The organism is Lactiplantibacillus plantarum, assembly GCF_014131735.1.
GTDB classification, from domain to species: domain Bacteria; phylum Bacillota; class Bacilli; order Lactobacillales; family Lactobacillaceae; genus Lactiplantibacillus; species Lactiplantibacillus plantarum.
The window spans coordinates 2,059,813-2,085,621 of record NZ_CP039121.1; the positions used below are offsets into that span (position 1 = coordinate 2,059,813).

The 25,809-nt window shown below is 46.2% G+C and carries 24 protein-coding genes and 2 rRNA genes; 2 read left to right on the forward strand and 24 right to left on the reverse strand.

All coding sequences use genetic code 11. The features are described 5' to 3' along the window. Positions 1-37 precede the first annotated feature (37 nt). From E5260_RS09650 to E5260_RS09670, 5 genes are all read right to left on the reverse strand, one after another. Positions 38-2,958: ribosomal RNA gene (locus E5260_RS09650) — 23S ribosomal RNA — on the reverse strand. Between the two features lie 205 nt (positions 2,959-3,163). Then, positions 3,164-4,730: ribosomal RNA gene (locus tag E5260_RS09655) — 16S ribosomal RNA — on the reverse strand. The 16S and 23S rRNA genes sit together here, the layout of an rRNA operon. A 498-nt stretch (positions 4,731-5,228) precedes the next feature. Next, complete coding sequence (locus tag E5260_RS09660) at positions 5,229-5,609, reverse strand: hypothetical protein (RefSeq protein ID WP_003641566.1); 381 nt, start codon at positions 5,607-5,609, stop codon at positions 5,229-5,231. Continuing rightward, on the reverse strand, positions 5,609-6,016 hold the full coding sequence (locus tag E5260_RS09665; RefSeq protein WP_003644624.1) for a CvfD/Ygs/GSP13 family RNA-binding post-transcriptional regulator: 408 nt from the start codon (positions 6,014-6,016) through the stop codon (positions 5,609-5,611). Before E5260_RS09665 ends, E5260_RS09660 begins: the two co-directional genes overlap by 1 nt. A 129-nt stretch (positions 6,017-6,145) precedes the next feature. Next, positions 6,146-6,730, reverse strand: a complete 585-nt coding sequence (locus E5260_RS09670) for a peptidylprolyl isomerase (protein ID WP_003641564.1) — start codon at positions 6,728-6,730, stop codon at positions 6,146-6,148. 163 nt (positions 6,731-6,893) lie between these two features. Here E5260_RS09670 and E5260_RS09675 point away from each other — a divergent pair, with 163 nt between their 5' ends. Further along, entirely contained in the window at positions 6,894-7,550 is a 657-nt protein-coding gene (locus E5260_RS09675) for a VTT domain-containing protein (RefSeq protein WP_003641563.1), read from the forward strand. A 90-nt stretch (positions 7,551-7,640) separates the two neighbouring features. Here E5260_RS09675 and E5260_RS09680 read toward each other — a convergent pair whose 3' ends face one another. From E5260_RS09680 to ccpA, 19 genes are all read right to left on the reverse strand, one after another. Continuing rightward, positions 7,641-8,282, reverse strand: a complete 642-nt coding sequence (locus E5260_RS09680; protein ID WP_003641562.1) for a TIGR01906 family membrane protein — start codon at positions 8,280-8,282, stop codon at positions 7,641-7,643. Further along, on the reverse strand, positions 8,266-9,057 hold the full coding sequence (locus tag E5260_RS09685) for a TIGR01457 family HAD-type hydrolase (protein ID WP_003641561.1): 792 nt from the start codon (positions 9,055-9,057) through the stop codon (positions 8,266-8,268). Before E5260_RS09685 ends, E5260_RS09680 begins: the two co-directional genes overlap by 17 nt. A gap of 21 nt (positions 9,058-9,078) precedes the next feature. Continuing rightward, the gene (locus tag E5260_RS09690) at positions 9,079-9,708 is read right to left on the reverse strand and encodes a YutD family protein (RefSeq protein WP_003641560.1); all 630 of its coding nucleotides are present in this window, start codon (positions 9,706-9,708) and stop codon (positions 9,079-9,081) included. Between the two features lie 18 nt (positions 9,709-9,726). Further along, complete coding sequence (locus E5260_RS09695) at positions 9,727-11,112, reverse strand: bifunctional metallophosphatase/5'-nucleotidase (protein ID WP_025015689.1); 1,386 nt, start codon at positions 11,110-11,112, stop codon at positions 9,727-9,729. A gap of 69 nt (positions 11,113-11,181) precedes the next feature. Further along, positions 11,182-11,790 (reverse strand): metallophosphoesterase, encoded by a 609-nt coding sequence (locus E5260_RS09700; protein WP_003641558.1) that lies wholly within the window; start codon positions 11,788-11,790, stop codon positions 11,182-11,184. A gap of 515 nt (positions 11,791-12,305) precedes the next feature. Next, positions 12,306-13,691, reverse strand: a complete 1,386-nt coding sequence (locus E5260_RS09705) for an amino acid permease (RefSeq protein WP_003641557.1) — start codon at positions 13,689-13,691, stop codon at positions 12,306-12,308. 319 nt (positions 13,692-14,010) lie between these two features. Further along, positions 14,011-15,204: an acetate/propionate family kinase gene (locus E5260_RS09710; protein WP_003641555.1), complete on the reverse strand. Its 1,194-nt coding sequence runs from the start codon at positions 15,202-15,204 to the stop codon at positions 14,011-14,013. 11 nt (positions 15,205-15,215) lie between these two features. Continuing rightward, the gene (locus tag E5260_RS09715; RefSeq protein ID WP_003641554.1) at positions 15,216-16,265 is read right to left on the reverse strand and encodes a class I SAM-dependent methyltransferase; all 1,050 of its coding nucleotides are present in this window, start codon (positions 16,263-16,265) and stop codon (positions 15,216-15,218) included. Positions 16,266-16,437: 172 nt separating this feature from the next. Next, on the reverse strand, positions 16,438-16,926 hold the full coding sequence (locus tag E5260_RS09720) for a type II secretion system protein (RefSeq protein ID WP_003641552.1): 489 nt from the start codon (positions 16,924-16,926) through the stop codon (positions 16,438-16,440). Next, the gene (locus tag E5260_RS09725) at positions 16,919-17,104 is read right to left on the reverse strand and encodes a hypothetical protein (protein WP_003641551.1); all 186 of its coding nucleotides are present in this window, start codon (positions 17,102-17,104) and stop codon (positions 16,919-16,921) included. The genes E5260_RS09720 and E5260_RS09725 overlap by 8 nt, the downstream gene beginning before the upstream one ends. Beyond that, positions 17,097-17,570 (reverse strand): type II secretion system protein, encoded by a 474-nt coding sequence (locus tag E5260_RS09730; protein WP_003644628.1) that lies wholly within the window; start codon positions 17,568-17,570, stop codon positions 17,097-17,099. Before E5260_RS09730 ends, E5260_RS09725 begins: the two co-directional genes overlap by 8 nt. Next, positions 17,560-17,916 carry a competence type IV pilus major pilin ComGC gene (gene comGC / locus E5260_RS09735; protein WP_003641549.1) on the reverse strand — a complete coding sequence of 119 codons (357 nt, stop codon included), beginning with the start codon at positions 17,914-17,916 and terminating at the stop codon, positions 17,560-17,562. Before comGC ends, E5260_RS09730 begins: the two co-directional genes overlap by 11 nt. After that, positions 17,913-18,959 carry a type II secretion system F family protein gene (locus E5260_RS09740; RefSeq protein WP_015640611.1) on the reverse strand — a complete coding sequence of 349 codons (1,047 nt, stop codon included), beginning with the start codon at positions 18,957-18,959 and terminating at the stop codon, positions 17,913-17,915. The genes comGC and E5260_RS09740 overlap by 4 nt, the downstream gene beginning before the upstream one ends. After that, the gene (gene comGA / locus E5260_RS09745) at positions 18,898-19,872 is read right to left on the reverse strand and encodes a competence type IV pilus ATPase ComGA (protein ID WP_003641547.1); all 975 of its coding nucleotides are present in this window, start codon (positions 19,870-19,872) and stop codon (positions 18,898-18,900) included. The genes E5260_RS09740 and comGA overlap by 62 nt, the downstream gene beginning before the upstream one ends. Before the next feature lie 199 nt (positions 19,873-20,071). After that, entirely contained in the window at positions 20,072-20,992 is a 921-nt protein-coding gene (gene rbsK, locus E5260_RS09750; protein ID WP_003641546.1) for a ribokinase, read from the reverse strand. Positions 20,993-21,128: 136 nt separating this feature from the next. Then, the gene (locus tag E5260_RS09755; RefSeq protein ID WP_003641545.1) at positions 21,129-21,857 is read right to left on the reverse strand and encodes a YebC/PmpR family DNA-binding transcriptional regulator; all 729 of its coding nucleotides are present in this window, start codon (positions 21,855-21,857) and stop codon (positions 21,129-21,131) included. Between the two features lie 217 nt (positions 21,858-22,074). Continuing rightward, positions 22,075-22,395 (reverse strand): DsrE family protein, encoded by a 321-nt coding sequence (locus tag E5260_RS09760; RefSeq protein ID WP_003641544.1) that lies wholly within the window; start codon positions 22,393-22,395, stop codon positions 22,075-22,077. After that, the gene (locus E5260_RS09765) at positions 22,388-23,260 is read right to left on the reverse strand and encodes a sugar phosphate isomerase/epimerase family protein (protein ID WP_003641543.1); all 873 of its coding nucleotides are present in this window, start codon (positions 23,258-23,260) and stop codon (positions 22,388-22,390) included. Before E5260_RS09765 ends, E5260_RS09760 begins: the two co-directional genes overlap by 8 nt. A gap of 122 nt (positions 23,261-23,382) precedes the next feature. Beyond that, positions 23,383-24,393: a catabolite control protein A gene (gene ccpA / locus E5260_RS09770; protein ID WP_003641542.1), complete on the reverse strand. Its 1,011-nt coding sequence runs from the start codon at positions 24,391-24,393 to the stop codon at positions 23,383-23,385. Positions 24,394-24,656: 263 nt separating this feature from the next. Here ccpA and E5260_RS09775 point away from each other — a divergent pair, with 263 nt between their 5' ends. Then, positions 24,657-25,766: a M24 family metallopeptidase gene (locus E5260_RS09775; RefSeq protein ID WP_003644630.1), complete on the forward strand. Its 1,110-nt coding sequence runs from the start codon at positions 24,657-24,659 to the stop codon at positions 25,764-25,766. Positions 25,767-25,809: the final 43 nt, after the last annotated feature.

A 25,809-nucleotide genomic window follows, 5' to 3' on the forward strand; every position in this document is an offset into this window, starting at 1 on the left:
TATCAAATATCTTCATATGAACCGGAACACCAATTACTTGGTTAAGTCCTCGACCGATTAGTATTAGTCCGCTTCATGCGTCACCGCACTGCCACTTCTAACCTATCTACCTGATCATCTTTCAGGGGTCTTACTTCCATAAAGGAATGGGAAATCTCATCTCGAGGTGTGTTTCACACTTAGATGCTTTCAGCGTTTATCACATCCATACGTAGCTACCCAGCGATGCGCCTGGCGGCACAACTGGTACACCAGAGGTATGTCCATCCCGGTCCTCTCGTACTAAGGACAGGTCCTCTCAAATTTCCTACGCCCGCGACGGATAGGGACCGAACTGTCTCACGACGTTCTGAACCCAGCTCGCGTACCGCTTTAATGGGCGAACAGCCCAACCCTTGGGACCGACTACAGCCCCAGGATGCGATGAGCCGACATCGAGGTGCCAAACCTCCCCGTCGATGTGGACTCTTGGGGGAGATAAGCCTGTTATCCCCAGGGTAGCTTTTATCCGTTGAGCGATGGCCCTTCCATACGGTACCACCGGATCACTAAGCCCGACTTTCGTCCCTGCTCGACCTGTCTGTCTCGCAGTCAAGCTCCCTTGTGCCTTTACACTCTGCGAATGATTTCCAACCATTCTGAGGGAACCTTTGGGCGCCTCCGTTACTTTTTAGGAGGCGACCGCCCCAGTCAAACTGCCCACCTGACACTGTCTCCCACCACGATTAGTGGTGCGGGTTAGAGTGGTCATACAGCGAGGGTAGTATCCCACCAACGCCTCCACCGAAACTAGCGTTCCGGTTTCTATGGCTCCTACCTATCCTGTACAAGCTGTACAAACACTCAATATCAAGCTACAGTAAAGCTCCATGGGGTCTTTCCGTCCTGTCGCGGGTAGTCCGCATCTTCACGGACAATATAATTTCACCGAGTCTCTCGTTGAGACAGTGCCCAGATCGTTACGCCTTTCGTGCGGGTCGGAACTTACCCGACAAGGAATTTCGCTACCTTAGGACCGTTATAGTTACGGCCGCCGTTTACTGGGGCTTCAATTCTGAGCTTCGCCGAAGCTAACCCATCCTTTTAACCTTCCAGCACCGGGCAGGCGTCAGCCCCTATACGTCATCTTGCGATTTTGCAGAGACCTGTGTTTTTGATAAACAGTCGCCTGGGCCTATTCACTGCGGCTGATCTTGCGATCAGCACCCCTTCTCCCGAAGTTACGGGGTCATTTTGCCGAGTTCCTTAACGAGAGTTCACTCGCTCACCTTAGGATTCTCTCCTCGACTACCTGTGTCGGTTTGCGGTACGGGTAGTTAAGTACTCACTAGAAGCTTTTCTCGGCAGTGTGACATCAGACGCTTCGCTACTAAATTTCGCTCCCCATCACAGCTTGTCCTTAAAGTGAAAAGCATTTGACTCTTCACAAGACTTACTGCTTGGACATTCTAATCCAACAGAATGCACATCTTAGCCTCCTGCGTCCCTCCATTGCTCAAACGCACTTAACTAGTACAGGAATCTCAACCTGTTATCCATCGTCTACGCCTCTCGGCCTCGACTTAGGTCCCGACTAACCCTGGGAGGACGAGCCTTCCCCAGGAAACCTTAGTCATTCGGTGGATAGGATTCTCACCTATCTTTCGCTACTCATACCGGCATTCTCACTTCTAAGCGCTCCACAAGTCCTCACGATCTTGCTTCACCGCCCTTAGAACGCTCTCCTATCACGCGACCTAATGGTCGCATCCATGGTTTCGGTAGTATGCTTAGCCCCGGTACATTTTCGGCGCAGGATCACTCGACTAGTGAGCTATTACGCACTCTTTAAATGGTGGCTGCTTCTGAGCCAACATCCTAGTTGTCTATGCAACTCCACATCCTTTTCCACTTAGCATACATTTAGGGACCTTAACTGATGGTCTGGGCTGTTCCCCTTTCGACGGTGGATCTTATCACTCATCGTCTGACTCCCGGATATGAATCAATGGCATTCGGAGTTTATCTGAATTCAGTAACCCAAGACGGGCCCCTAGTCCAAATAGTGCTCTACCTCCATGATCCTAATTCCGAGGCTAGCCCTAAAGCTATTTCGGAGAGAACCAGCTATCTCCAAGTTCGTTTGGAATTTCACCGCTATCCACACCTCATCCCAGCAATTTTCAACTTACACGGGTTCGGTCCTCCAGTGCGTTTTACCGCACCTTCAACCTGGACATGGATAGGTCACCTGGTTTCGGGTCTATAACCTCGTACTCAAAACGCCCATTTCAGACTCGCTTTCGCTACGGCTCCGACTTTTTAGTCTTAACCTTGCACGGGATCATAACTCGCCGGTTCATTCTACAAAAGGCACGCCATCACGCATTAACGCGCTCTGACTTATTGTAGGCACATGGTTTCAGGAACTATTTCACTCCCCTCCCGGGGTGCTTTTCACCTTTCCCTCACGGTACTGGTTCACTATCGGTCACTAGGTAGTATTTAGCCTTGGGAGATGGTCCTCCCGGATTCCGACGGAATTTCACGTGTTCCGCCGTACTCAGGATCCTGAACTGAGAGAATTTGATTTAATCTACTGGGCTATCACCATCTATGGCGGATTTTCCCAAATCCTTCGACTATCAAGTTCTTTGGTAACTCAAATGTTCAGTCCTACAACCCCAAAGTGCAAGCACTTTGGTTTGGGCTGTTCCCCGTTCGCTCGCCGCTACTTAGGGAATCGAAATTTCTTTATATTCCTGCTGCTAATGAGATGTTTCAGTTCACAGCGTTTACCTCCAACTAGACTATGAATTCATCTAGTGGTAACAGTTGATTAAAACTGCTGGGTTGCCCCATTCGGAAATCTCCGGATCATAGCTTACGTACAGCTCCCCGAAGCATATCGGTGTTAGTCCCGTCCTTCATCGGCTCCTAGTGCCAAGGCATTCACCATGCGCCCTTGTTAACTTAACCTCATTTACCTAACGGTAAATGCGATTAATGAGTTTAGCGATAATTAAACTTCAATAAAAAACTCAAAAAACGCGGTGTTCTCGGTTTCATTATGAAAAAATATATTTGATATTATCTAGTTTTCAAAGAACAAGTTTTGAGAGTTAAATCTCTCAAAACTAAACAAAGTTTCGACGCGTGTGTAGGTTTCCGTAATATTCCTTAGAAAGGAGGTGATCCAGCCGCAGGTTCTCCTACGGCTACCTTGTTACGACTTCACCCTAATCATCTGTCCCACCTTAGGCGGCTGGTTCCTAAAAGGTTACCCCACCGACTTTGGGTGTTACAAACTCTCATGGTGTGACGGGCGGTGTGTACAAGGCCCGGGAACGTATTCACCGCGGCATGCTGATCCGCGATTACTAGCGATTCCGACTTCATGTAGGCGAGTTGCAGCCTACAATCCGAACTGAGAATGGCTTTAAGAGATTAGCTTACTCTCGCGAGTTCGCAACTCGTTGTACCATCCATTGTAGCACGTGTGTAGCCCAGGTCATAAGGGGCATGATGATTTGACGTCATCCCCACCTTCCTCCGGTTTGTCACCGGCAGTCTCACCAGAGTGCCCAACTTAATGCTGGCAACTGATAATAAGGGTTGCGCTCGTTGCGGGACTTAACCCAACATCTCACGACACGAGCTGACGACAACCATGCACCACCTGTATCCATGTCCCCGAAGGGAACGTCTAATCTCTTAGATTTGCATAGTATGTCAAGACCTGGTAAGGTTCTTCGCGTAGCTTCGAATTAAACCACATGCTCCACCGCTTGTGCGGGCCCCCGTCAATTCCTTTGAGTTTCAGCCTTGCGGCCGTACTCCCCAGGCGGAATGCTTAATGCGTTAGCTGCAGCACTGAAGGGCGGAAACCCTCCAACACTTAGCATTCATCGTTTACGGTATGGACTACCAGGGTATCTAATCCTGTTTGCTACCCATACTTTCGAGCCTCAGCGTCAGTTACAGACCAGACAGCCGCCTTCGCCACTGGTGTTCTTCCATATATCTACGCATTTCACCGCTACACATGGAGTTCCACTGTCCTCTTCTGCACTCAAGTTTCCCAGTTTCCGATGCACTTCTTCGGTTGAGCCGAAGGCTTTCACATCAGACTTAAAAAACCGCCTGCGCTCGCTTTACGCCCAATAAATCCGGACAACGCTTGCCACCTACGTATTACCGCGGCTGCTGGCACGTAGTTAGCCGTGGCTTTCTGGTTAAATACCGTCAATACCTGAACAGTTACTCTCAGATATGTTCTTCTTTAACAACAGAGTTTTACGAGCCGAAACCCTTCTTCACTCACGCGGCGTTGCTCCATCAGACTTTCGTCCATTGTGGAAGATTCCCTACTGCTGCCTCCCGTAGGAGTTTGGGCCGTGTCTCAGTCCCAATGTGGCCGATTACCCTCTCAGGTCGGCTACGTATCATTGCCATGGTGAGCCGTTACCCCACCATCTAGCTAATACGCCGCGGGACCATCCAAAAGTGATAGCCGAAGCCATCTTTCAAGCTCGGACCATGCGGTCCAAGTTGTTATGCGGTATTAGCATCTGTTTCCAGGTGTTATCCCCCGCTTCTGGGCAGGTTTCCCACGTGTTACTCACCAGTTCGCCACTCACTCAAATGTAAATCATGATGCAAGCACCAATCAATACCAGAGTTCGTTCGACTTGCATGTATTAGGCACGCCGCCAGCGTTCGTCCTGAGCCAGGATCAAACTCTCAAATTAATGATGAGTTCTAAAAAGCTCATTTAATGTTGTACTAAAATTTATTTGCTAGCGAATTGACTTCGCAAATGTTTTGCTCTTGATTCAAAATCAAGAGACCCTACACATTTGATTCGTCGAAACTTTGTTCAGTTTTCAAAGATCTAATTCCGTGCGTTAATCGCTTAACACAACTATTACATAATATCATTTCATCATTTCCTTGTCAACAACTTTATTTAAGAAGTTGAATAACTATGCAAATGAATTTGAAACGTTATTATCATAACATAATCGGTAACGCCTCAATCAGTTGAATTGTTAACGCGACAAGAAATATCTTATCATTAGCGATTACTCATGTCAATAACTTTTTTGCTGTTTTGAATATTTATTCACTTACAACAATTTGAAATGAAACAATGTAAGTGCTAGCGGCTAGCTGTTTAACAGCAGTGCTCGCAGCGACAAGATATATATTATCAAGTATTAGTATGCAGGTCAACCCTTTATTCGAATTTATTTTGATAAATTCGTAAACGGCATTGTTTCACTCACACGAACACTCGTAAATAACTCGTGCAATTCACTGGCTAGAACAAACTCGAGCCCTTGACGATCAAACTTTGCACGTACCTGCCCGTCAACAGCTAGGTGGTCAAAGACAAAGACCGCAACTTTTTCATCATCCAGCTCAGCCATAATCGAATCATACAAGCGCAATTGGTCAACATCAATACCAATCGTATATCGCAAATCCCACAATACTGACGCTAAGGGCGAATGCCCTGCTCGTACTGGCAACTGATAAAAATTGTATCCATTAGTAGAATGCTTAACTAAAAAGTGCGACCCTTGCTGGTCATTATAAATAATTGTCCCGGCAACTTTTTTCTGCACTAATACTCACCCGCTTTCAATCGATTTAGTGAATCCGAAGTCCAACTCGCTAAATGATTGGCAATTGGTTCAAAGCCAGCATGAACATGCCGATTCGTCCAAAAATGCTTATGCCGAAAAGTCTTGTAGATTTCCAAATCATTGACCGTCGGATGCGGTTGATGCTCGATACAACGTAATGATAAGCTGATTTTTCCAGTATATTCGTCAATATCTAAAATAATAACATCTACGGCTTGACCAACCTTTAGATACTCCGTAATACTTTTAACGTATCCTTCATGACACTCTGAAATGTGAATCAATCCCTGATGCTCACCATCTAAGGTGACAAAAGCACCATATGGTTGAATACCAGTGACTCGTCCGTGTACCCGCATACCAATTCGATAATTGCTCACGATCATACCATCCTTTCTCATTCATTCTATATTGTCGATAATTCTAATCCCCAATATTATAACCTGAATACAGCGGATTGCAAAATCGTAATTGCAAAAAAAGAAACCCGCAGCCGCAGATTTCTTTCAAACTAACTAATCTTCAATTGTAATTGTTTCGATCACAACATCCTTCACTGGTTTATCCTGCATACCAGTCTCAGTGGCCGCAATCTTATCAACGATATCCATCCCATCACTAACTGCACCAAAAACAGTGTGCCGGAAATCTAGCCAGGGCGTGCCACCATTGCCATACGCAGTCACGATTTCTTCCGGATAACCAGCTTGCTTCATCTGATCACTCATCCCAGCATCTAATTGTGGCTTTTGAACGATAAAGAATTGGCTACCGTTCGTATTAGGACCAGCGTTGGCCATTGATAATGCCCCTCGCAAGTTGAAAACCTCTTGTGAGAATTCATCTTCAAATGGTTTACCCCACAAACTTTCGCCACCCATCCCGGTACCGGTTGGATCACCACCCTGAATCATAAAATCAGGAATGACCCGGTGGAAGATAATGCCATCGTAGTAACCCTTCTGAGCTAAACCAACAAAGTTTTCAACACTCTTGGGGGCCTGCTTTGGAAATAGTTGAACCTTAATATCACCAAAGTTAGTTTTGATTGTTGCTTTTGGTCCATCGACCTGACTTAAATCTAATTGTGGAAATGCCACAAAATCACCCGTTTTCTATTAAGATTATCTTGATAATACAAGAGAACTCGATTAAATGCTAGCCATTTGTAAGGATTTCTTGCGATTAGCGACTAAGCATAGTATTTCCACTGATTTTCTGGTAACCTAGATAGGATTAATTTCACATTACTTGGAGGTAACCATGAGTTTTTTAATCGATTTTGTGTTGCACATTGACCAGCACTTAGTCACCATCGTGAATAGTTTTGGAATCTGGACCTACCTAATTCTCTTTGCCATCATCTTCATTGAGACTGGCGCGGTCATTTTACCATTTCTTCCCGGTGACTCCCTTTTATTTGCAGCTTGCGCACTCGCCGCTAATCCAACCTATGGCTTACATATCTGGACTTTTGTCATTCTCTTCTTGGTGGCAGCTTTGGCGGGCGACTCACTTAACTTCTATATTGGTCATTCCCTAGGAGAACGCCTAACTGAAACATCCTGGTTTGGTAGACTGATCAATCAAAAACAGCTGGCAAAGTCCGAAAAATTCTTCGAAAAACATGGTGGCATCACCGTGACCATCGCACGCTTCATGCCAATCATCCGAACCTTTGTCCCATTTGTAGCTGCCAGTTCGCGAATGAAGTATCAACAATTCATTCGCTACAACGTTATCGGCTGTGTCCTGTGGGTCATTCTCTGTTGTGGTGGTGGCTACTACTTCGGTAATATCCCGTTCGTTAAGGAACACTTTTCGATGGTTGTCATTGGAATCATCCTGGTTTCACTGATTCCAGCTGTCTTCTCTGCTATCCGCGCACGCTTTAGCCATCCAACTGAAAACGAAGATTAATCCAATTATAAAAGGCCGATCAGCTAATAATAGCTGACCGGCCTTTTATAATCTAACTTAAAATGCAGTGTCCACTGTAAATACTCTTCATTAATCCGCTTCACGTAACGCTTGTCTGCCGATACTGAGTAAGTAAAAAAAAGACCACTCAATCAGGATAAACGCTAGAACAAAGCACTGACCGAAGAACGTATCCGGCAAGACCAAAATGATTCGGTCCAATAGTGGATCGAACAACCAGTCCGAATTGCGAAATAAGATCTTATGGAACATGATAAAGAACTGATCAAAATTGATAGCCATTATAACGGTCACTACTGGTGGTACCCAGAGGGCTGTCTGCATCGGTAATACTAACCGCCACAATTGTCGATCACGTCGTAGTCGCTGCCAAAAAAAATAGACCACAACACTCGTGACGATAAACACACCGTAATCAAGCATAAATAGATTCTTCACATCCGCAAAGTGAACCAACGCACTCGTCGAATCCGTAAAATCGTTCATAGTTAATTTGGGTACCCACGGAAAGTTAAGATATGCTAACAGCTGATAGTAGTTCGTCATCAGCCGTCCCAATGTCAAATTCACAGTTGCGCCTAACTTTTGACCAACCGCATTGGCAAAATACAACCAGCTCGCGTTGATTGTTACAATTATCGTGCCACTCACTAACCATAAGTATAAACTCAGCCACTGAGCCGCATTTTTAAATTTATTTAGCCACACCATCGTCTAGGTCCCATTCGTCCAAAGAATTGATCTCATTAGTTGGTTTGACGGCCTGTTGTGCCACTAGTTCAGGGGTAGAGACACCGGTATACACCAATAAGGAGTCAATCCCAAAGTTAATTGCCGCTGAGATATCCGTCATATAATTGTCACCAACCATCACACAATCGTGCTTATCGAGACCAATCCGGTCGACCGCTTTCTGCATAATAATTGTCTCCGGCTTACCAATGTAAGTTGCACGTTGTTGGGTGGCCCGTTCGACCATCGCAATTACTGAACCAGCACCTGGCACTAGCCCCCGCTCATTTGGAAGATTAGTATCCGCGTTGGTGCCAATGAACTTAGCCCCCCGCTTAATTGCCAGCGTAGCAAGTTCAAATTTATGGTAGGTCGCATCATAGTCTAAACCAACGATTACGAATCTAGGTGTGCGCTCATCGAACTTGAAGCCCTTTTCCAACATTGCACCCTTCAAGCCAAGTTCCCCGATGACGTACATCGTTTTATCACCATCACCTGCAAGGTCATTAACATAGTCTGCAGTCGCTAACGCTGCCGTATAAACATTCGCAGGACTCACATGAATATCGTGATTGTTCGCTAAGTTTGCAGCCACATCTTCTGGTGATTTAGTCGTGTTATTCGTGACCAATAAAAAATCAGTCTGACTAGCCTGTAGTCGTTCAATAAACCGTTTAGCAGCAGGAATACGTTCCCGACCACGATAAACTGTTCCATCTAAATCAATTAAATAACCCTTGTACTTACCCAATCAAAATACCTCTCTCTGTTCCTACTTTTGTCGAATCGTAAAGTGGCGTTTACCACTACTCTGCTTCGTTGTTTGCGCTTGCTTACCATTACCGGCCGTAACTTTCGCCGGTTGCCGCCGCTTTTCAGTAAACGGTGCGGCCTTCTGCTTAGTGGTGAAGCTATGAGACTTCCGCCGTTGTTTGCTGCGACTACTGTTACGGTTACTCCGCGCTCGGGATTGCCGACTATTAGTGTTTTTCTTTCCCCGCCGATCATCCTTACGTGAGCGACTGGTACGCTTAGGTTTAATGACCCGTTCGTTTTTAATGATAAAATAGGCGCAACCAAAATTACAATATTCGTACAGATAGTCTTGGACCGCCCCAATCGTCTGTGAGCGCTGGACATCTTTCATATCATCACGGAAAAAACCTTTTAACCGTAACTGTTCAAAGCCCCAATCACCGACAATATAATCATATTTATTTAAAATTGAGCTGTAGCGCTCAACGAACTTGTCGAGGTCAAACCCTTGGCGATAATCGTACACGATTTCAAACGGGTGCTTGCTAACTTCAAAGTGGGTCTTATCAGTTCGTAATCCATGATACAAATTGCGCCGCCGTTCCGCTTGTTGTTCAGCTAGTTCATCAATATGTTCGCGATTCACATTGACACCACCTTTCTCTTATTTAACCGGCCATCGACGCATTAAGTAATCGCCAACAACCGTTCTTAACATGGCTTCAAATAATATCTCAGTTCGACCACTGATATTAATGGTCGGGAAAAACGGAATGAATAAATCATGATCTAATAACGCAATCTGGTACGTTTGTTGCCGATTGACCGGCTGACCATTCACTAGTAATGTATGCTGTCCCGTTTTCCACGTGAGGCCCTGGTACTGGATATAACCAAAGACTTGACCACGAAATCCCATTCCTTTAATCGGAAATTTGTTCAAAAACGGGCGAACTAACTCCATCTCATAGACTAAGCGCCACAATGCTTCACCAGTTAACGTCACTCGAATAACATGCATCGCGTGAGGTAGCATGGTATGTAAATCATTTCGGTTGACCATGCCTGCGGGAAGATCCCGCATGAACAGGCCACCGTTCAACATACCTAGATCAGTTTTGGCATAGTCCGTAATGGCCGCTAGCCCGAGGGCCGTCAAATCACTTGCATGGTGCCAATGTGGCCGCAGCTGCGTCGGCACCTTCGCAACAACTTGCCGCGTGAGTAACGTTTCACCCTGTTGCTCCCAGCCAGTAATCAACGTTTCATCACCGGCCACAATTGGTAAGCTGGCCGTGGCAACGGTATGCGCCGCGGCCGCTTTAACGTGATGTTGATGATCAATCGTCAGTTCAATTCGCCCAATATACTCACCGTATTTTCCAGCTGCCGCTATCAGGACCCCATTTTTCAGTTCACCGTTCACCAGTAAATGATGCGTATGACTGCCAATAACAACATCGATCACCGGAAACTGTTTTGCTAACCACCGATCGACATTGATACCAAGGTGGGACATCACGATTAAGACATCATATTGCCCTGCATATTGTCGTAACAACTCTGGGAATCGCGTCTTAACACTGGCCGGCGTCCAACCGTTCAACGGGTAAGTCAACGTAAACGGTGCCGTAAATGCCAGCAACAAGACTCGTGTCCCCCGTGCAGTTGTAATGATTTTAGCTGGTAATGCCCACTGCGGCGGTCGTTGCGTTGCAGTATCTGTCAAATTACCGAGAACAACATCAAAGTTGGCGCGGTCATACAACCGGTTTAAGGCCGCGTGCGTTAAACCCAGTCCTTCATTATTGCCAATCGTAACCGCATCATAGCCAATCGCGTTCAATAACGCCACGTTGGCCTGCCCTTGAGTGGCTTCTGAGAGTGGATGGGCACGATCAACCGCGTCGCCGAGGTCAACCGTGATCACATGGCTTCCAGATTGCCGGCGCTGCTCACGTTCGGTTAATAAATACCGTTGAATACGTGGCCAGTTTTCAAAATGCGAATGAATATCATTGGTATGCAGAATCGTGACTTGCTCGTCCACGGTCAATCGCCCCTCAATCGTTGTCTTTGTTAATCCTAAAGCATTCACCAAAGTCGGTCAAGCACTCGCTTACTGGCGCTTGGCAAAATCAATGGCTTTACCGTCAACCATCTGCTCGATCTCGGCCAGTGAAAATGGCGTTCCAAAGGGCACCGGATGGTCCAAGTAATCGACTTCTGGTGTATCGACACCCACGTTGATGTTCTCCTTGACGTTGACGGCATAATGATGAATATGCCCGTGCAAATTGATAATTTGTTTGACGATCCCCATCATCATTGGGTAGTGCGTCATATAGTATTGGCGGTGGTCGTACTTAATCAGTACCCCCACGTCGTGAAATTCAAACTTCGGTTGACCATTCAACTGTGGATCATGAGCAGCCAAATACTTAAAGAAGGCCCGTGAATCATGGTTTCCCTTTATAAAAATGATTTTGCCATTTAACTGTGCTAAGAGTGCAAAAACCCGCTCATAAGACAATTTCGCTGGTCGCGTAAAATACAGCGCAACATCGCCTAAATGATAGACTGTATCCTGATCCGTCACACGGGCATTCCAATGGTCAACAATCGCTTGGTTCATTGTCTCTACATCTGGAAATAGCCGGGGCGCAAAGTCGTTGTCCCCCAACAAATCAGCATGATAAAAATGTGTGTCGGACGTAAAATATTGCATCGTTCAAACCTCTTATTCGTATATTTACATTTGTAACATCAATCGGATGTGTCATGTCTAGCGAATTTCATGACTTTTGCTTGAAAAGCTGACTTATCCGTTCGTCAGCATGTACCCATGTCAGTCATTCGAATCCTATTACGACTGTCAGTCATCATATGGCACACTAACTCGGCAAGTTTATACTAAACAAACCGTTTCCACCGAGTCAAAGCTGACAGTTTTGGCACTTACTGAACAGCACGTATTAATCATGAACCATTTTAAAGAACACCTGACACAACGCGTTAGTCATTTATCATTGTACCGCGCACCGTTCTAAAAGACACTAGAACAGTTTTAAGTTTATTGCTTTGTCAGCACTGGAACCATGTTTTATGACCAACCCATATTCACAAATCTAGCTAATATCGTCAAAAAGTGCACTTAACTGCAATCGGCAGAGTTAAGTGCACTTCATAAATCCCATTAGTTAACCTACTTGATAGCCAATCAGCACTCCTGGTTATTGCTGACTAGTCGTGTGTCCGTTGACGAATTCGGTCACTAACGATCTTGACAATGTATAAGCCAACCACCCAGACCGCTGACACGAGTAACGCGATTAACGTTTCAAACTTCAGACAGAGAACAACAGCGATAAAAGCTAAGAACACTAGAATGAAGTAATCAGATAACGGAAACAGTGGCATCCGGAATTTCACTTTAGCCTGACTGCCCGCTTGACGTCGATACTTGATATGTGCGACGACGATTGCGCCCCAAATAAAGATAAAACAAGTAGTCGATACACTCGCAATCAGCGAGAAGACTTTCCCAGGCATCAGTAAGTTTAGAATTACTGACAACCCAATCACCAGAGTCGAGAACCATAACGCATTGCGGGGAACTTGGCGGGTCGATAGTGTCCCCATTCGTTTGGCAAACTTGCTTTTGCCATCATACGTTAGTGAGAATAACATCCGCCCGGTACTGAATAACGCACTATTACAACTAGAAGCGGCCGCCGTGAGCACTACGAAGTTGATAATCGCAGCCGCTGAACGAATTCCCAAATTGGTGAATACTTGTACGAACGGGCTGTGTGCCGCTGAAAAGTATTGCCACGGGTACATACACATTAGAAAGAATAGTGACCCAACATAAAACAGAATGATCCGCACGGGAATATCATTGATTGCTTTGGGAATCACCGTCTTCGGATCAGCCGTCTCAGAAGCTGTCATGCCGACCATCTCGATCCCAATAAAACTGAACAGGACCATCTGGAAGGAAAGCACTAAGCCTTTGATTCCGTGTGGCATAAAACCGCCATAACTAACCAAATTGGTTAAGCTGGCGTGGCCCACAGGGGTCTTAACGCTAAACAAGACCATGCCAATCCCAACAGCAATTAATGCCAAGATAGCAGCGATCTTAATAATCGCAAACCAAAATTCAGTTTCACCGAACGCTGAGACATTAATAGAATTCAAGCCCAGCAATAAAATCAAGATAATCAGCCCCGGAAGCCATTGCGGTAACCTAGGCCACCAAAACTGCATATACTCACCAGCAGCCGTAATTTCGGCCATCGCAATCGTGATCCAGCAAACCCAATACGTCCATCCAGCCACAAAGCCGGTCTTATCACCTAAGTATTGCTTAATAAAATCAATATAAGAATGCGTATGAAGGTCAGATAACAGTAGTTCACCTAACGCCCGCATTAATAAAAAGCACACTAAACCGGTCACTAAGTATGCGATCAGGATCGCTGGCCCCGCCAAGTGGATAGATTGACCGGCCCCTAAGAACAGTCCGGTCCCAATCGTGCCGCCGATGGCAATTAATTGAACATGGCGGCTTTTTAAGCCTCGCGAGAGTTGTTCCGTCGCAGGCTGTGAATTTTCTTTCGTCATTATCTTTGCACTCCCCTTGAAATTATTATAGCGGCCAAATTCCTAGCATTCAAAAGGCCACGCTTAAGAAAATCACATGATTGGACTATACCATTGCTTGCTAGCGAAATTCATCTTATGTACGCGTAAGCGTTTGCTAACTTGCATGGCTGGGATTCAGCTTTGTTAGTTGACTAAACCAGTGAACGCTCCCGCTACGTGAATAAAGTGAAGGCAACGCATACTAACATGAATAACTTTCACTTCAGCATCTAAAAAAGCACCCGGATTTTCATCCGCGTGCCTCTTTACAACCTTAATCATATTGAAACGATGCTGATCACTGATTCTGAGCCACGCGCTCAACATCGCGGGCAATCATAAGTTCTTCATCAGTAGGAATGAGTAACGTCCGAATCTTCGCATCGGTCGTACTCAGGTCCCGTTCGACACCACTGACTTGATTCTTAGTCGGGTCAATCGCGACGCCAAAGTAGGTCAACCGATCCGCGATTCGTTGTCGCATCCGTGCATCCCGTTCACCGATACCAGCCGTTATCACTAATGCATCCGCACCTTGTAGCTCAGCCAAATAAGCACCGACATACTTAACGATCCGATTGACAAAAATATCAATAGCTAACTGAGCCTGTGAGTCCTCATCATAACGTGCCTCGAGCTCCTGCATATCTGCAGAACCAGCTAGCCCCAGTAAGCCTGACTGCGTATTCAAAATCGTTAATATTTCATCAGGATCGCTAATATTAAGCTTTTTCATGAGATAAGCAACCAGCGACGGATCCACATCGCCCGAGCGCGTTGCCATTGTAATACCAGCTAACGGCGTAAATCCCATCGAGGTATCTAGTGACTGTCCATGATCAATCGCCGTAATCGAACTTCCCGCACCTAAATGCAACGTAATCAGCTTCAACGTTTCGAGCGGTCGGCCCAATAATTTAGCTGCTCGCACCGCGACGTAGCGATGGCTCGTTCCATGAGCGCCAAACTTGCGAGCACCATATCGTTGATAGTAATCATACGGTAACGAGTATAGATAGTTAACCGCCGGCATACTTGCATGAAACGCCGTATCAAAGACAGCGACCGCGGGCACATGTGGTAGTACCCGCTTGAAAGCACGAATACCGACCGCATTAGCCGGATTATGCAATGGCGCATATTCGGCCAGATCCGTAATCTGCTTAAGCACTTGGTCAGTGATTAAAACTGAATCATGGAATTGCTCGCCACCAGCAACGACCCGGTGACCGACCCCAGTAATTTCATCATATGAGTCAATAATTCGCAATTTAATTAACTCATCCAAAACGATATTCACGGCAGCCAAATGGTCCGCGACTACGGCTTTCTCTTGGTAATGATGATCAACGCCATAGCGAATATTGACCGGTGAAGTTTTGAATCCAATTCGTTCAACAGCGCCCTGTGCAATCACCCGTTCCTGTGGCATTTCAAATAACTTAAATTTCAACGTCGAACTACCAGCGTTGATGGCAATGGTCTTCCCCAAACGACACACTCCTAGCGAATAATATTCTGGTCGACCCACGCATCAATTTGAGCGGTAAACGCTTGAAAGGCACGTTGATCCTCAAATGATGGAAAGTCGCCTAGTAATACTTTACCTGCTTGGTGGGCTCGTTGTCCATGTTTCTGTAAAACAACAATTGATTTTCGTGATTTTTCATCAAGAAAAAGGTTAGTCGGCAAGTTCAACAGACCTTGGAGGTAAGCCGCAGTGCTCATCCATTTTAACAGTCCTTGAGACTCTTGCGACTGAAAAATCGTCGTTGGAACAAGGAAAACACCCCAGCCGCCCGGTAACAAATGAGCCATCGCTTGCTCCATCATCAAATGATGAATGTAAGAATGACCATTCGTCGCTTTCGTTTGAAAACCTTGGACACGGTCATCCAATGGGTAGTACCCCACTGGCAAATCACCAATTACAACGGTCGTTTTCGGCATGACCAGGGAATCAATTGCGTCTTGATGAAACAACTCCACTGCTGATCGTTGGAGATCCATGCTCATCGCGGCGATTGCCAACTGATTATCATCATTATCGACTCCGTAACCCTGAATCGGACGTGGCCGGTCCGTCTGCAACTGATTTATGACCGTAGTTAATAAGTTACCAGTCCCGACAGCAATATCCAAAATTGACAAATCAGTCGTCGATCCAACTAACTTAGCAATCAAGTATGCCGTTAACAGTCCAATCGAATCTGGTGTCATTTGATGGTTTGGATCAACGTGATCATTATGAATCGCCTTTAGTAAGGCCAACTGAAGCGCACGCCGAATTGTTTCGGCGTCCAATTGTTTTAAGTCGATCGTTTGATAGAGCTTTGTTAAAGCTGCCGTCTGTTCCGGATTTGGCTTGCCATCCTCAACATGTACAGATTGGCTTAATAAATTATCGCCAGTCTCAATGAGCGCATCCACGTAAGAAACGGATAGTTGTTGCATCAAAACTTGAACTGATTGATCTAAGACCTGAAAAAGCGTCTCGGTTTCTGCTTGTGCCAGAATACTCACCCTCCCGCAAAATCTGTAATCCTTAACCATATTACTGATTTTACGCGTTAAGTTCAAGTCACGGGGTTCACTCACCAATCAAGGGAGCGAATTATGCTGATAAGGGTGCTCATAGGATTGTAAAATTAAGCGATATAACGTCTGGCGAGACTGAAAATTAACGTATCGTTGGGTTTCAAACGCCCCACCAATTAACAATAAGCTAATCACCGAAAGCAGGATCGTTCCGCGTCGCTTCCTCATCTACCATTGTCCTCCGATCTGGTAACAGTAATTGGGCTTGAAAATGAATCCCCTTATCAGTCGTCATCGTCAGGGTCAAATCATCGGCCACGTGAAATTGCCGAACGCCCTGCATCAGATTGATTTCACCACCACCATAGTGGCGCAATCCGATTCGATGTAGGATATGATAATAAGTCAATAAATACTGTTTGCCGGTGACCGTATTAACCAAATGAACGGCTTTTCCCGGCGTCAGACCACCCTCATCGGAAATATGGTCCACCACAAAATGGTGATCTGGATTTTCAAGCTCGTGAAGCATCAAATACCAATCCACTGTTGGCAAATCCACTTGGGTGCGCCGGGCCAAATTGCGCTGCCCCTGAAAAAGTGTCGTCAGCACTACGGCCACGATTGCTAACGACACAACGGCTTCAATTAACGTAAAACCGCGCCGCCTAATCATGTGCTTGCTCCGGTATCCTGGATAATAGCTGCTGACGTTGCCGGTCTTCATATTGTTTTCTGGCCGTCTGAATCGCCTGCAAGGTCTGGCGTTCATGTGACTGCATCATAATCTCTAAACTTTCAAACCCAATCAAACCACCCATCAATAGCCCCAGAGCGGTAATCGTTTCAATCATCAAAAAACCCATTCGCGTCTTTAACATGTGTGACTTTATAGGCCCCCCACCCCATCAAAGCATTCAGTTTGATTTTCTGCTTCGGCTGTAATTGCGACTTGAAAATAACCACTGCTAGCTGTGGATGCCCATTTTTCTGGATTTGAATATCACGACCGCGCTCTGTTTTTAATGTTGCAGGCAGTGGGAGATGCCACTGTGGGCCACTGATAGGCCGCCCCCGCTTGCCACCCCAAGTCACGACTTCTGTGCCACGAAAGCTCACGACCTGGGGCTGACCCGTCACACTAGCGGTTAAGGTCTGTTGCTGCCACATCGTTTGTAACTCCCGCCAGAAAGCCTGTTCCGCATTCTGTTGGCGTTGCCGTGTGGGAAAACGGTGCACAGCAATCACCGCCACACTAGCCACGATCGCCAAGACCGCTACCGTTTCGATTAAGGTAAATCCCTGTCGCTTAACCACCAACTACTTTTTGTGGTTGCGGCCGTACCGGACTAATGCCCTGTGACTTAGCCTGCTTATATTGACCATCGTTAATATATCCCTTGTTCCGAAGTTCTTCTAACATTGCGTCGTCATCCGTGACGGTCTTACCCGTATCATTCGCATACATTTCAGCCTGATTTTGAACAACTTCAGTCAGGGCTTCTTGTTGGCGACCAGCCGCCTGTTTACGTTGTTGATTCAAATTGGGCACCACGATCAACATCAAGAGACTGATGATCGCCAATACGATCACCATTTCAATTAAGGTAAAACCGCGCTGTGGTGCTGCCGTTTTTTTCATCAAGCGTTTCATTAATAATGTCATTTTAAAATCTCCCCCATTGATTGATACATCGGTAATAACAAACTCAAGTATGTGCCGACAACGACGAGTGCAATAATGCCAAACATGATGGGTTGAATCCAACCAATCATCCGGTTCAACTGTCGAATCAAGCGTTCGTACTGCAAAGTTGCAAAGTATAGTAATTCCTGACTTAACTGTTCTGCCGGACTCTCTTTGCCGACCAGTAGTGCTAACTCATCAGGTAATAATCGGTCCTCCTGGATAATTGTGACTAACGAAGTCCCAGTCAGTAACGCCTGTTCGATAACCTGCCCTTGCTGATAAATCAGCGCCTTAGTTTGAAAGTGCTGACTGACTTCACAAATGCCACGAATCCCTAAACCACCAGTCAGCAGCATACCCGCATTAAGGCTTAAATAGTAACCACAGTAGTTTCTGATCAGGGGACCAATCAAGGGGACTTGAGCCAACCACTGATAGCGCCGCCGAATGGGTAATCGGCTAACTTGAAGGCCAACCAGCAATAAGCAAATCACCAAGGTAATGACCGTGATACCGCTAAACCATTGCCAATTCGCGATTGTCCCACTACCATTACCACCATGAGCAAGACTCGGTAAAATCGCAGCTTTGACCGTGCCTAAAGTTCCCAGCAGTAGAATTAACAGCAGACAAGGGTACTGTAACAACCGCCGAATTTGGCGTCCCTGTTCAGCACGCGCTCGCATTAATTGACCTGCCTGCATCAAGGTCCGGCGTAATTCACCATGAGTCTCAGCAATTAAGAACTGGTAATACAAGTCCACCGCAATGTATGGACGCAGCGCCATAGACAAATCATCACCCGCGGCTAAACGCCCCAGCGCGGGCTGCAAGGATTGAAAGGCCGGTCCTTCTACATCCAATGTAAATTGAAAGGCTTGCTGAAACGAGAAGCCGTTGCCTAGCAAGTCGGCTAGCGTTTCAAACAGCTTCGCCTGCATAGCAATCGGAAGCCGTTTACGCTTCCTTAAGTTGATTGGCCGTCGCATGATCGAGACGGCCCGCTGCCAATTGTTCATCAATTAACTCCGCCCACCTTTCAGTCATCATTTGCGACGTTTTGGGCATTGCATGCGGTAACACGACCGTATCGAAAATCGTCGCCACGCTGCCATTCGTCACTGGTACGAGGCGCTGATAGGACATTGCAGTTAAAGCCTGCTCCAAAACAGCGGCTTCCACTCCCAATTGCGTCAACCGGGGAATAATCCCGTAGACACCGCGCGCATGAATAGTACTTAAAACTAAGTGACCACTTAGCGCTGCCTGTACCGCAATCCGAGCCGTTTCGGCATCACGAATCTCACCAATAATAAAGACGTCGGGATGGTGGCGTAACCCAACCTTCAGTAAATCGCCATACGCCATCTGGGCCGGTGCGTTTACTTGTAGTTGTAAAAATTGTGGTTCATAAATTTCAACCGGATCTTCGATCGTCATGACTAGCCGTTGGCCACGAAGCTGCCGCACAAGATCATACATCGTGGAAGTTTTGCCAGAACCCATCGGCCCGGAAAATAAGATCAATCCCGTTCGTCGCATTAATTGACTCAATTGTTGCCGTTGCTGTGGGACCAAATAGCTCAATTTTCGGGCCGGACCTTCATACAATAACCGGACAACCAACGACTCACGGTCCAAAAAGTCGCCAACTGCCGAGATTCGCAAATTTAAAGTTTGCTCTGCCAATGTTAACGTCATCGCCCCTAATTGGGGCCGCCGATGATCACTAATCGCCATGTTACTACGGTATTTGATGTGATTCATCAATTGCTGGGCCAACTCAGTTGTAATCTGAGTAAGTGCCCGCAAACTGCCTGCTGCTTGCACTAACACCTGATACCCTTCTGCCGTGGGTAACCAATAAATATCACTGGCCCGCTGATTCACGGCTGCCTGAATGATTTCGTTCAACTCTGCTTCAATCACCATTTATCATGGTCACGCTCCTTTCAATCATTAGTTTCGTAACAACGACCACTTTCCACGAAAAAAATGACATTTATTTTGGCATCAAAAAAGCTGTTCCAGAAATAACAAATTATTTCCAGAACAGCTCGTCATCGCATATTTTCATTTGCAATCCTAACATACGGCGTTATAAGCGCCCCGATATAAACCAATTAAGGCGTTAGGCCCGCTCAGCCGCTTCAATGGCTTCCTTAGTTGGAATCGATGGTTGCGCACCCAATTTTTGAACAGCTATCGAAGATGCCCGGTTGGCAAACCGTACCGCAGCGGCCAAATTACTAAAGTCTGGCATTAAGACCGAACTGAGTGCACCAATAAAGGTGTCCCCAGCTGCAGTCGTGTCAACGGCCTCAACCTTATAAGCTGGGACGAAGCCGTGCTCAGCACCGCGCATCCAGAAAGCGCCTTTACTCCCAACGGTAATGATCACGTTAGCAACGCCCAGCGCCTGCAACTTCTGTGCGCCCTGAATCATCGATTGCTCATCAGTAATGTGCACGCCAGTCAAGGTTTCCGTCTCAGTTTCGTTAGGAACAATTAAGTCGGTCGTCGCTAGTAATTCTGCGGGCACCGTCGTCGTAGCTGGTGCCGGGTTTAAAATCGTTTTTTGCCCAGCGGCCTGAGCCAATTCAAACCCTCGAATCGTTGCTGCAATCGGCGTTTCAAACTGTGCAATCAAAAAAGTACTAGCGCTAATTGCGGGTTGGGCCCGTTCGACATCTTCGGCCGTAACCTGCTGATTAGTTCCACCATCGATTAAGATACGGTTCTCACTACTACTATCTAACAAGATGAAAGCTGAGCCGGTACTAGCCACATTGCTATGTTGAACATATTGGTCATTAACACCACTATTCGTCAACTGCTGCACCATAAAGGCCCCTTCCTGATCAGTACCAACTTTACCGATAAAAGTCGTTTGGGCACCAGCGCGCGCGGCTGCGATGGCTTGGTTAGCCCCTTTACCCCCACCAGCGACACTCTTACCAGTCAGCGGTAGCGTTTCACCAGGCTTAGGAAAACGCTTGAAACGCAAAATCGAATCAACATTCAAACTACCTAGTACGGTTACTTTATTCATGATTATTCGTCCCTTCAGTATTCAACTGCTCTAATTTTAGCAAACTGGCCTGTTCGACGCACTTGTTTTACTAATATTTTAAGCAATAAAAAACGTGGTTCTTGATTTATCATCAAAGAACCACGTCTTTTCATCATTAATCTGGGTAGTTAGCAGCTTCGTATACTTCTGATACGTCGTCGTTATCTTCCAATTCATCAATCATGTGTTGTAACTTTTCCACTTTATCAGCAGGAACGTCCGTTAGGTTTTCAGGAATCATGGTTAATTCAGCTGTTTCCAACTTGTAACCATTAGCTTCGAGGGCATCACGAACGGCAGCTAATTGTTTAGGATCAGTGTAAATTTCAAACGCTTCGTCGCTTGATTGTAAATCGTCGCCACCAGCATCTAAAACGTCCATCAACATCGTATCTTCGTCGGTATCTAAATCTTCGCGACTGATCACGATGTAACCCTTACGATCAAACATGTAACTAACCGCACCAGTTGCGGCTAAAGCCCCACCATGATGCGTGAACGCTGAACGAACCGCCGCAGCAGTCCGGTTTTTGTTATCAGTTAATGCGTGAACCAGAACGGCGATACCACCAGGGCCGTAGCCTTCGTAAGTAACTTCTTCGTAGTTCTCCGCACCGGAGCCACTACCTTTATCAACCGCCCGTTTAATATTGTCTTTAGGCATGTTGGCAGCTTTGGCCTTATCCATAACTAACCGCAATTGCGCGTTAGAATCTGGATCAGGACCCCCGGCTTTTACAGCCATATAAAGTTCACGGGAAATCTTTTGAAAGACTTTCCCACGTTTAGCATCTTGGGCGTTCTTACGTCCTTGAATGTTATGCCATTTTGAATGTCCTGACATGTGTGACTCCTTCTTTCATATTTATTTTCAGTTTAGTAGATAAACATACGTAAAGTATGATAGCAAAAAAAGCGAGCGATTTCAAGCACTAGAACCAAGGGCGTCCAAGTTCTGCGATTTTTATTGCAAATCTAATGAACCAGTTTCGTTATTGGACTCTCTTTCAAATTTGAAATTTCAGTTTGCTAATGACAACCACAACCACGACAAACTGGTGTTATGGCCGTAAATATGCGTAACCCACAGCTTGCAAGTCCACGATTCGCACCACACCAGCGGGAACGACCGTCACACTGGCAGGAAGTTGGGCCGCAGTCATTTGATGACTCACCATGGCATTATGGCAAGCATCAATCTCAACTTGCGGTAACGTCTGTTGTAATGGCTTCCAGGCACCAGTTACCAGCGTCGTGATAGCGGGCCCGTTGACCACAACCACCACCGTACTAGTTGGCCGGGCTGCCAAAAAATTCTGCACATTGCTTATGGCCGTTGCGACCTTAGCCGGCTCGTCGACATGGACTACTAAGTTAGTCATTCGCTTGTCCTCCCTCGATCGACCGCAGTTCGAGTGCGCGTAGATAGTGATAGCTACTCAACATGTTAGCGCAGGTCGCATCCGTTTCATCCGGCACTTCATAAATCATGGTAGCGTGCGGGTTGAGGACTGGTAACACCCGCTGCCAGTCAATCAGTCCCTGCCCTAAAGGTAAACTATCGTGCCGCGTCCCCATCGAATCAACCAAATGATAATGTTGAATGAGTGGAGCCAGCCGCTTCAAAGCCAACATGGTCAATTCCATATCACCGTGCAGCGCAATGAAGACGTGGCTCAAATCACAAACCAGCGGATAATGATGCTGAATGATACGCTCATCTAACTGGGGATCACCATACATAAAACTTGCCGTTACCCCATTTTCAATCACGACATGTCCACTCGCCTGACGAACCAAATTATCCAACCGCTCAAAGACCACGTCACGTGCAACCTGCAAGGACTCATACTCATCGATCAAGCGCCCACTGTCGCTACCATAGCCACCGTGTACGAGCACCTTGACATCCAATTCCGTCGCCAACGCAAGTAACTGGGCCGTACTCGTTTGTAGGAATTGGTACGCCGCAGCTTCACGATGTGGATCAAGCAATTGATCAAGATGAACGCCTTGATAACTCATAGGGTGATGAATCACAATTTGCTCGGTGACAGTTGTCTTTACAAATTGGACAGCTGTTTTAAGTGTCTGAAATGCTTCCGGTTCAAAGTCCGTGGCACTCGTAAAAAATTCAAATACTTCGGGCCGGTATTGCAAACGATCCATTAATTGTGCGGGTGCTTGGGACGCCTTCAAGCCTAACTTAATTTTTCCGGGCCGTGGCCGCATTATTAGTTGTGTCATCCGTTTAACTCATCCTTTCACGCATTCCAAAACCAAAAAAGGCTTGGAATAAATATTCCAAACCTAGTATAACGCTATCGTTCTAAATTATGCCAACGTCACTAGCTGGCAGACAACCGAACTTAATCAGCAGACTTGGTTGAGCCCCGCCGAACAATGCCGTATGGCAAGGTGACCGTCTTCTCGTCAAGTTCTTTATCGTTCATCAACTTAGTTAACATCCGCATGGCAACCGCACCAATATCATATAATGGTTGGGTAATCGAGGTAATGGCTGGACGCGTGATTTGGGTAATAATCGTATCATTACTCGTCACAACTTCCAAGTCATCTGGAACGTTGATCCCGGATTCCATACTTGCGTTGATAAGACCAGCCGCCATTTCGTCGTCCCCAACGAATACCGCAGTAGCGCCACTATCCGCAATGACTGGTTGTAACTTCCGCCCAGCATCATATGAGTAGCCCGCTTCATAAACGAGGGCGTCGTCAAACGGAATCTTAGCCTTGGTTAAGGCCCGTTTGTAACCCGTCAGTCGGTATTCAGCGTTGATTGATTGTGACAATGAGCCTAAAGCCAACGCGATCTTCTTGTGACCACGTGCAATTAAGTTAGTGACCACTTCTTCAACAGCTGCAGCGTAGTCGATATTAACGCTTGGCGTTTCATTGTTCGGATCAACCGTCCCAGCTAAAACAACTGGTGCCTTGGCCCGTTTGAATTCAGCCCGGAGCTTGTCATCAATATGGTTACCCATAAAGATGACCCCGTCAACTTGCTTAGCCATCAACGTATTCAACACGTTGACTTCTTGTTCACCCGCATCATCGGAGTTCGTTAAAATGATATTGTACTTGTACATCATCGCAATATCATCAATCCCGCGTGCTAACGCCGCAAAATAAATGTTGGTCACGTCCGGGATGATTACCCCGACCGTAGTTGAACGCTTACTTGCTAACCCTCGTGCAACTGCGTTAGGCCGGTAATCTAACCGTTCGATGACAGCTAGTACCTTTTTACGCGTTGCGGGTTTAACGTTGGGATTACCATTGACGACTCGTGAAACTGTGGCCATTGAAACCGCCGCTTCGCGTGCCACATCATAAATTGTTACTGTTTGTTTTTCCATATAAAAATAGCCCTTTCTTGCTTGGTATCATATGTTTTCATCCGTTTTCATGCAACATCAACCAATATAGCAAAATTACGCTTCCAATGCAACTTAAGATTGTTATTGAAATCGCTTTCATGAAAATAATACCGTACTTGTTTTCAAAATGCAAGATTTACCACACGAAGATTGTTATTTTGGGCTCATTATTCTCAGCTTTTTATCATCAACAGCGCTATACTAGTATTATTATCTATTATTTTATCTAAGGAGTGTTTGAATTGACAGATTATACGAAACTGCAACAAGTCCGTCAATGGACCCAAGACAATCACGTTGACGTGACCTACATCAGTAACTTTCACACAATTTCATATTTGACTGGTTTTGAGAGCAACCCCTACGAACGGACGCTAGCACTGTTTGTTTTCGCGGATGCGGAACCATTTCTCTTTGCACCCGCTCTCGAAGTTGAAGCAATCAAGGAGATGGGCTGGCCTTACAAAGTTTTCGGCTACCTCGACCATGAAGATCCATACGCGCTAATTGCTGATCACATTCACGCACAATTGACTGATCCTAAAGTTTGGGCCCTTGAAACTGGGAACTTGACGTTAGACCGCTTTACCGCGCTCAAACAGCAATTTCCAGCTGCCCACTTCGATAAGGATCTATCACCTTATATTCAGCAATTACGGCTGGTCAAAACAGCTGATGAACTTGAAAAACTAAACATTGCCGGTAAATGGGCCGACTTTGCTTTTGAACAAGGATTTGCTGCTGTCAAGGCGGGTCGCACCGAACAACAGATTGCTGCCGAATTACAGTATGCCTTAATGAAAAAGGGAATTATGGAAATGAGTTTCGACACTTTAGTCCAAGCTGGTGAACATGCCGCCAACCCCCATGGTGCAACTAACGAAACCCAAGTCAAGCCAAATGAATTAGTGCTATTCGACCTCGGCGTCATGTATGAAGGCTATGCTTCTGATGCTTCCCGGACAATTGCTTATGGCCAACCGAGTGCCAAGCAAAAGGAAATCTTTGACGTCTGTCTGGAAGCCAACTTGACTGCTCAGGCAGCCATTAAACCAGGCATGGCAGCCGAAGATGTCGATAAAATCGCACGCGATATCATCACCAAAGCGGGCTATGGCGAATACTTCATTCACCGGTTAGGTCACGGAATCGGCCAAACTGACCACGAATTTCCTTCGATTATGGCTGGTAACCACATGCCACTCGTTGAAGGCATGTGCTTCTCAGTAGAACCTGGGATCTACATTCCCGGCGTAGCTGGTGTTCGAATCGAAGACTGTGGGGTCGTTACTAAGGAAGGCTTTAAGCCATTTACCCATACGCCAAAAGAATTAAAAGTATTAGATCTTTAATTAAAAACGTCAAAGAAGGCCGTCACGACATAATCCGTGACGG

Excerpts from the sequence above, each read along its gene's own strand:
- E5260_RS09725 (WP_003641551.1), bottom strand. The coding sequence starts at position 17,104 with ATGATTGAAACGATTACCGCTCTGGGGCTATTGATGGGTGGTTTGATT.
- E5260_RS09740 (WP_015640611.1), bottom strand. The coding sequence starts at position 18,959 with ATGAACAATTGGCAGCGGGCCGTCTCGATCATGCGACGGCCAATCAAC.
- E5260_RS09765 (WP_003641543.1), bottom strand. The coding sequence starts at position 23,260 with ATGACACAACTAATAATGCGGCCACGGCCCGGAAAAATTAAGTTAGGC.
- E5260_RS09700 (WP_003641558.1), bottom strand. The coding sequence starts at position 11,790 with ATGCAATATTTTACGTCCGACACACATTTTTATCATGCTGATTTGTTG.
- comGC (WP_003641549.1), bottom strand. The coding sequence starts at position 17,916 with ATGACATTATTAATGAAACGCTTGATGAAAAAAACGGCAGCACCACAG.
- comGA (WP_003641547.1), bottom strand. The coding sequence starts at position 19,872 with ATGGTGATTGAAGCAGAGTTGAACGAAATCATTCAGGCAGCCGTGAAT.
- E5260_RS09715 (WP_003641554.1), bottom strand. The coding sequence starts at position 16,265 with ATGGTTAAGGATTACAGATTTTGCGGGAGGGTGAGTATTCTGGCACAA.
- E5260_RS09705 (WP_003641557.1), bottom strand. The coding sequence starts at position 13,691 with ATGACGAAAGAAAATTCACAGCCTGCGACGGAACAACTCTCGCGAGGC.
- E5260_RS09665 (WP_003644624.1), bottom strand. The coding sequence starts at position 6,016 with ATGATCGTGAGCAATTATCGAATTGGTATGCGGGTACACGGACGAGTC.
- E5260_RS09675 (WP_003641563.1), top strand. The coding sequence starts at position 6,894 with ATGAGTTTTTTAATCGATTTTGTGTTGCACATTGACCAGCACTTAGTC.
- E5260_RS09720 (WP_003641552.1), bottom strand. The coding sequence starts at position 16,926 with ATGATTAGGCGGCGCGGTTTTACGTTAATTGAAGCCGTTGTGTCGTTA.
- ccpA (WP_003641542.1), bottom strand. The coding sequence starts at position 24,393 with ATGGAAAAACAAACAGTAACAATTTATGATGTGGCACGCGAAGCGGCG.
- E5260_RS09680 (WP_003641562.1), bottom strand. The coding sequence starts at position 8,282 with ATGGTGTGGCTAAATAAATTTAAAAATGCGGCTCAGTGGCTGAGTTTA.
- rbsK (WP_003641546.1), bottom strand. The coding sequence starts at position 20,992 with ATGAATAAAGTAACCGTACTAGGTAGTTTGAATGTTGATTCGATTTTG.
- E5260_RS09760 (WP_003641544.1), bottom strand. The coding sequence starts at position 22,395 with ATGACTAACTTAGTAGTCCATGTCGACGAGCCGGCTAAGGTCGCAACG.
- E5260_RS09755 (WP_003641545.1), bottom strand. The coding sequence starts at position 21,857 with ATGTCAGGACATTCAAAATGGCATAACATTCAAGGACGTAAGAACGCC.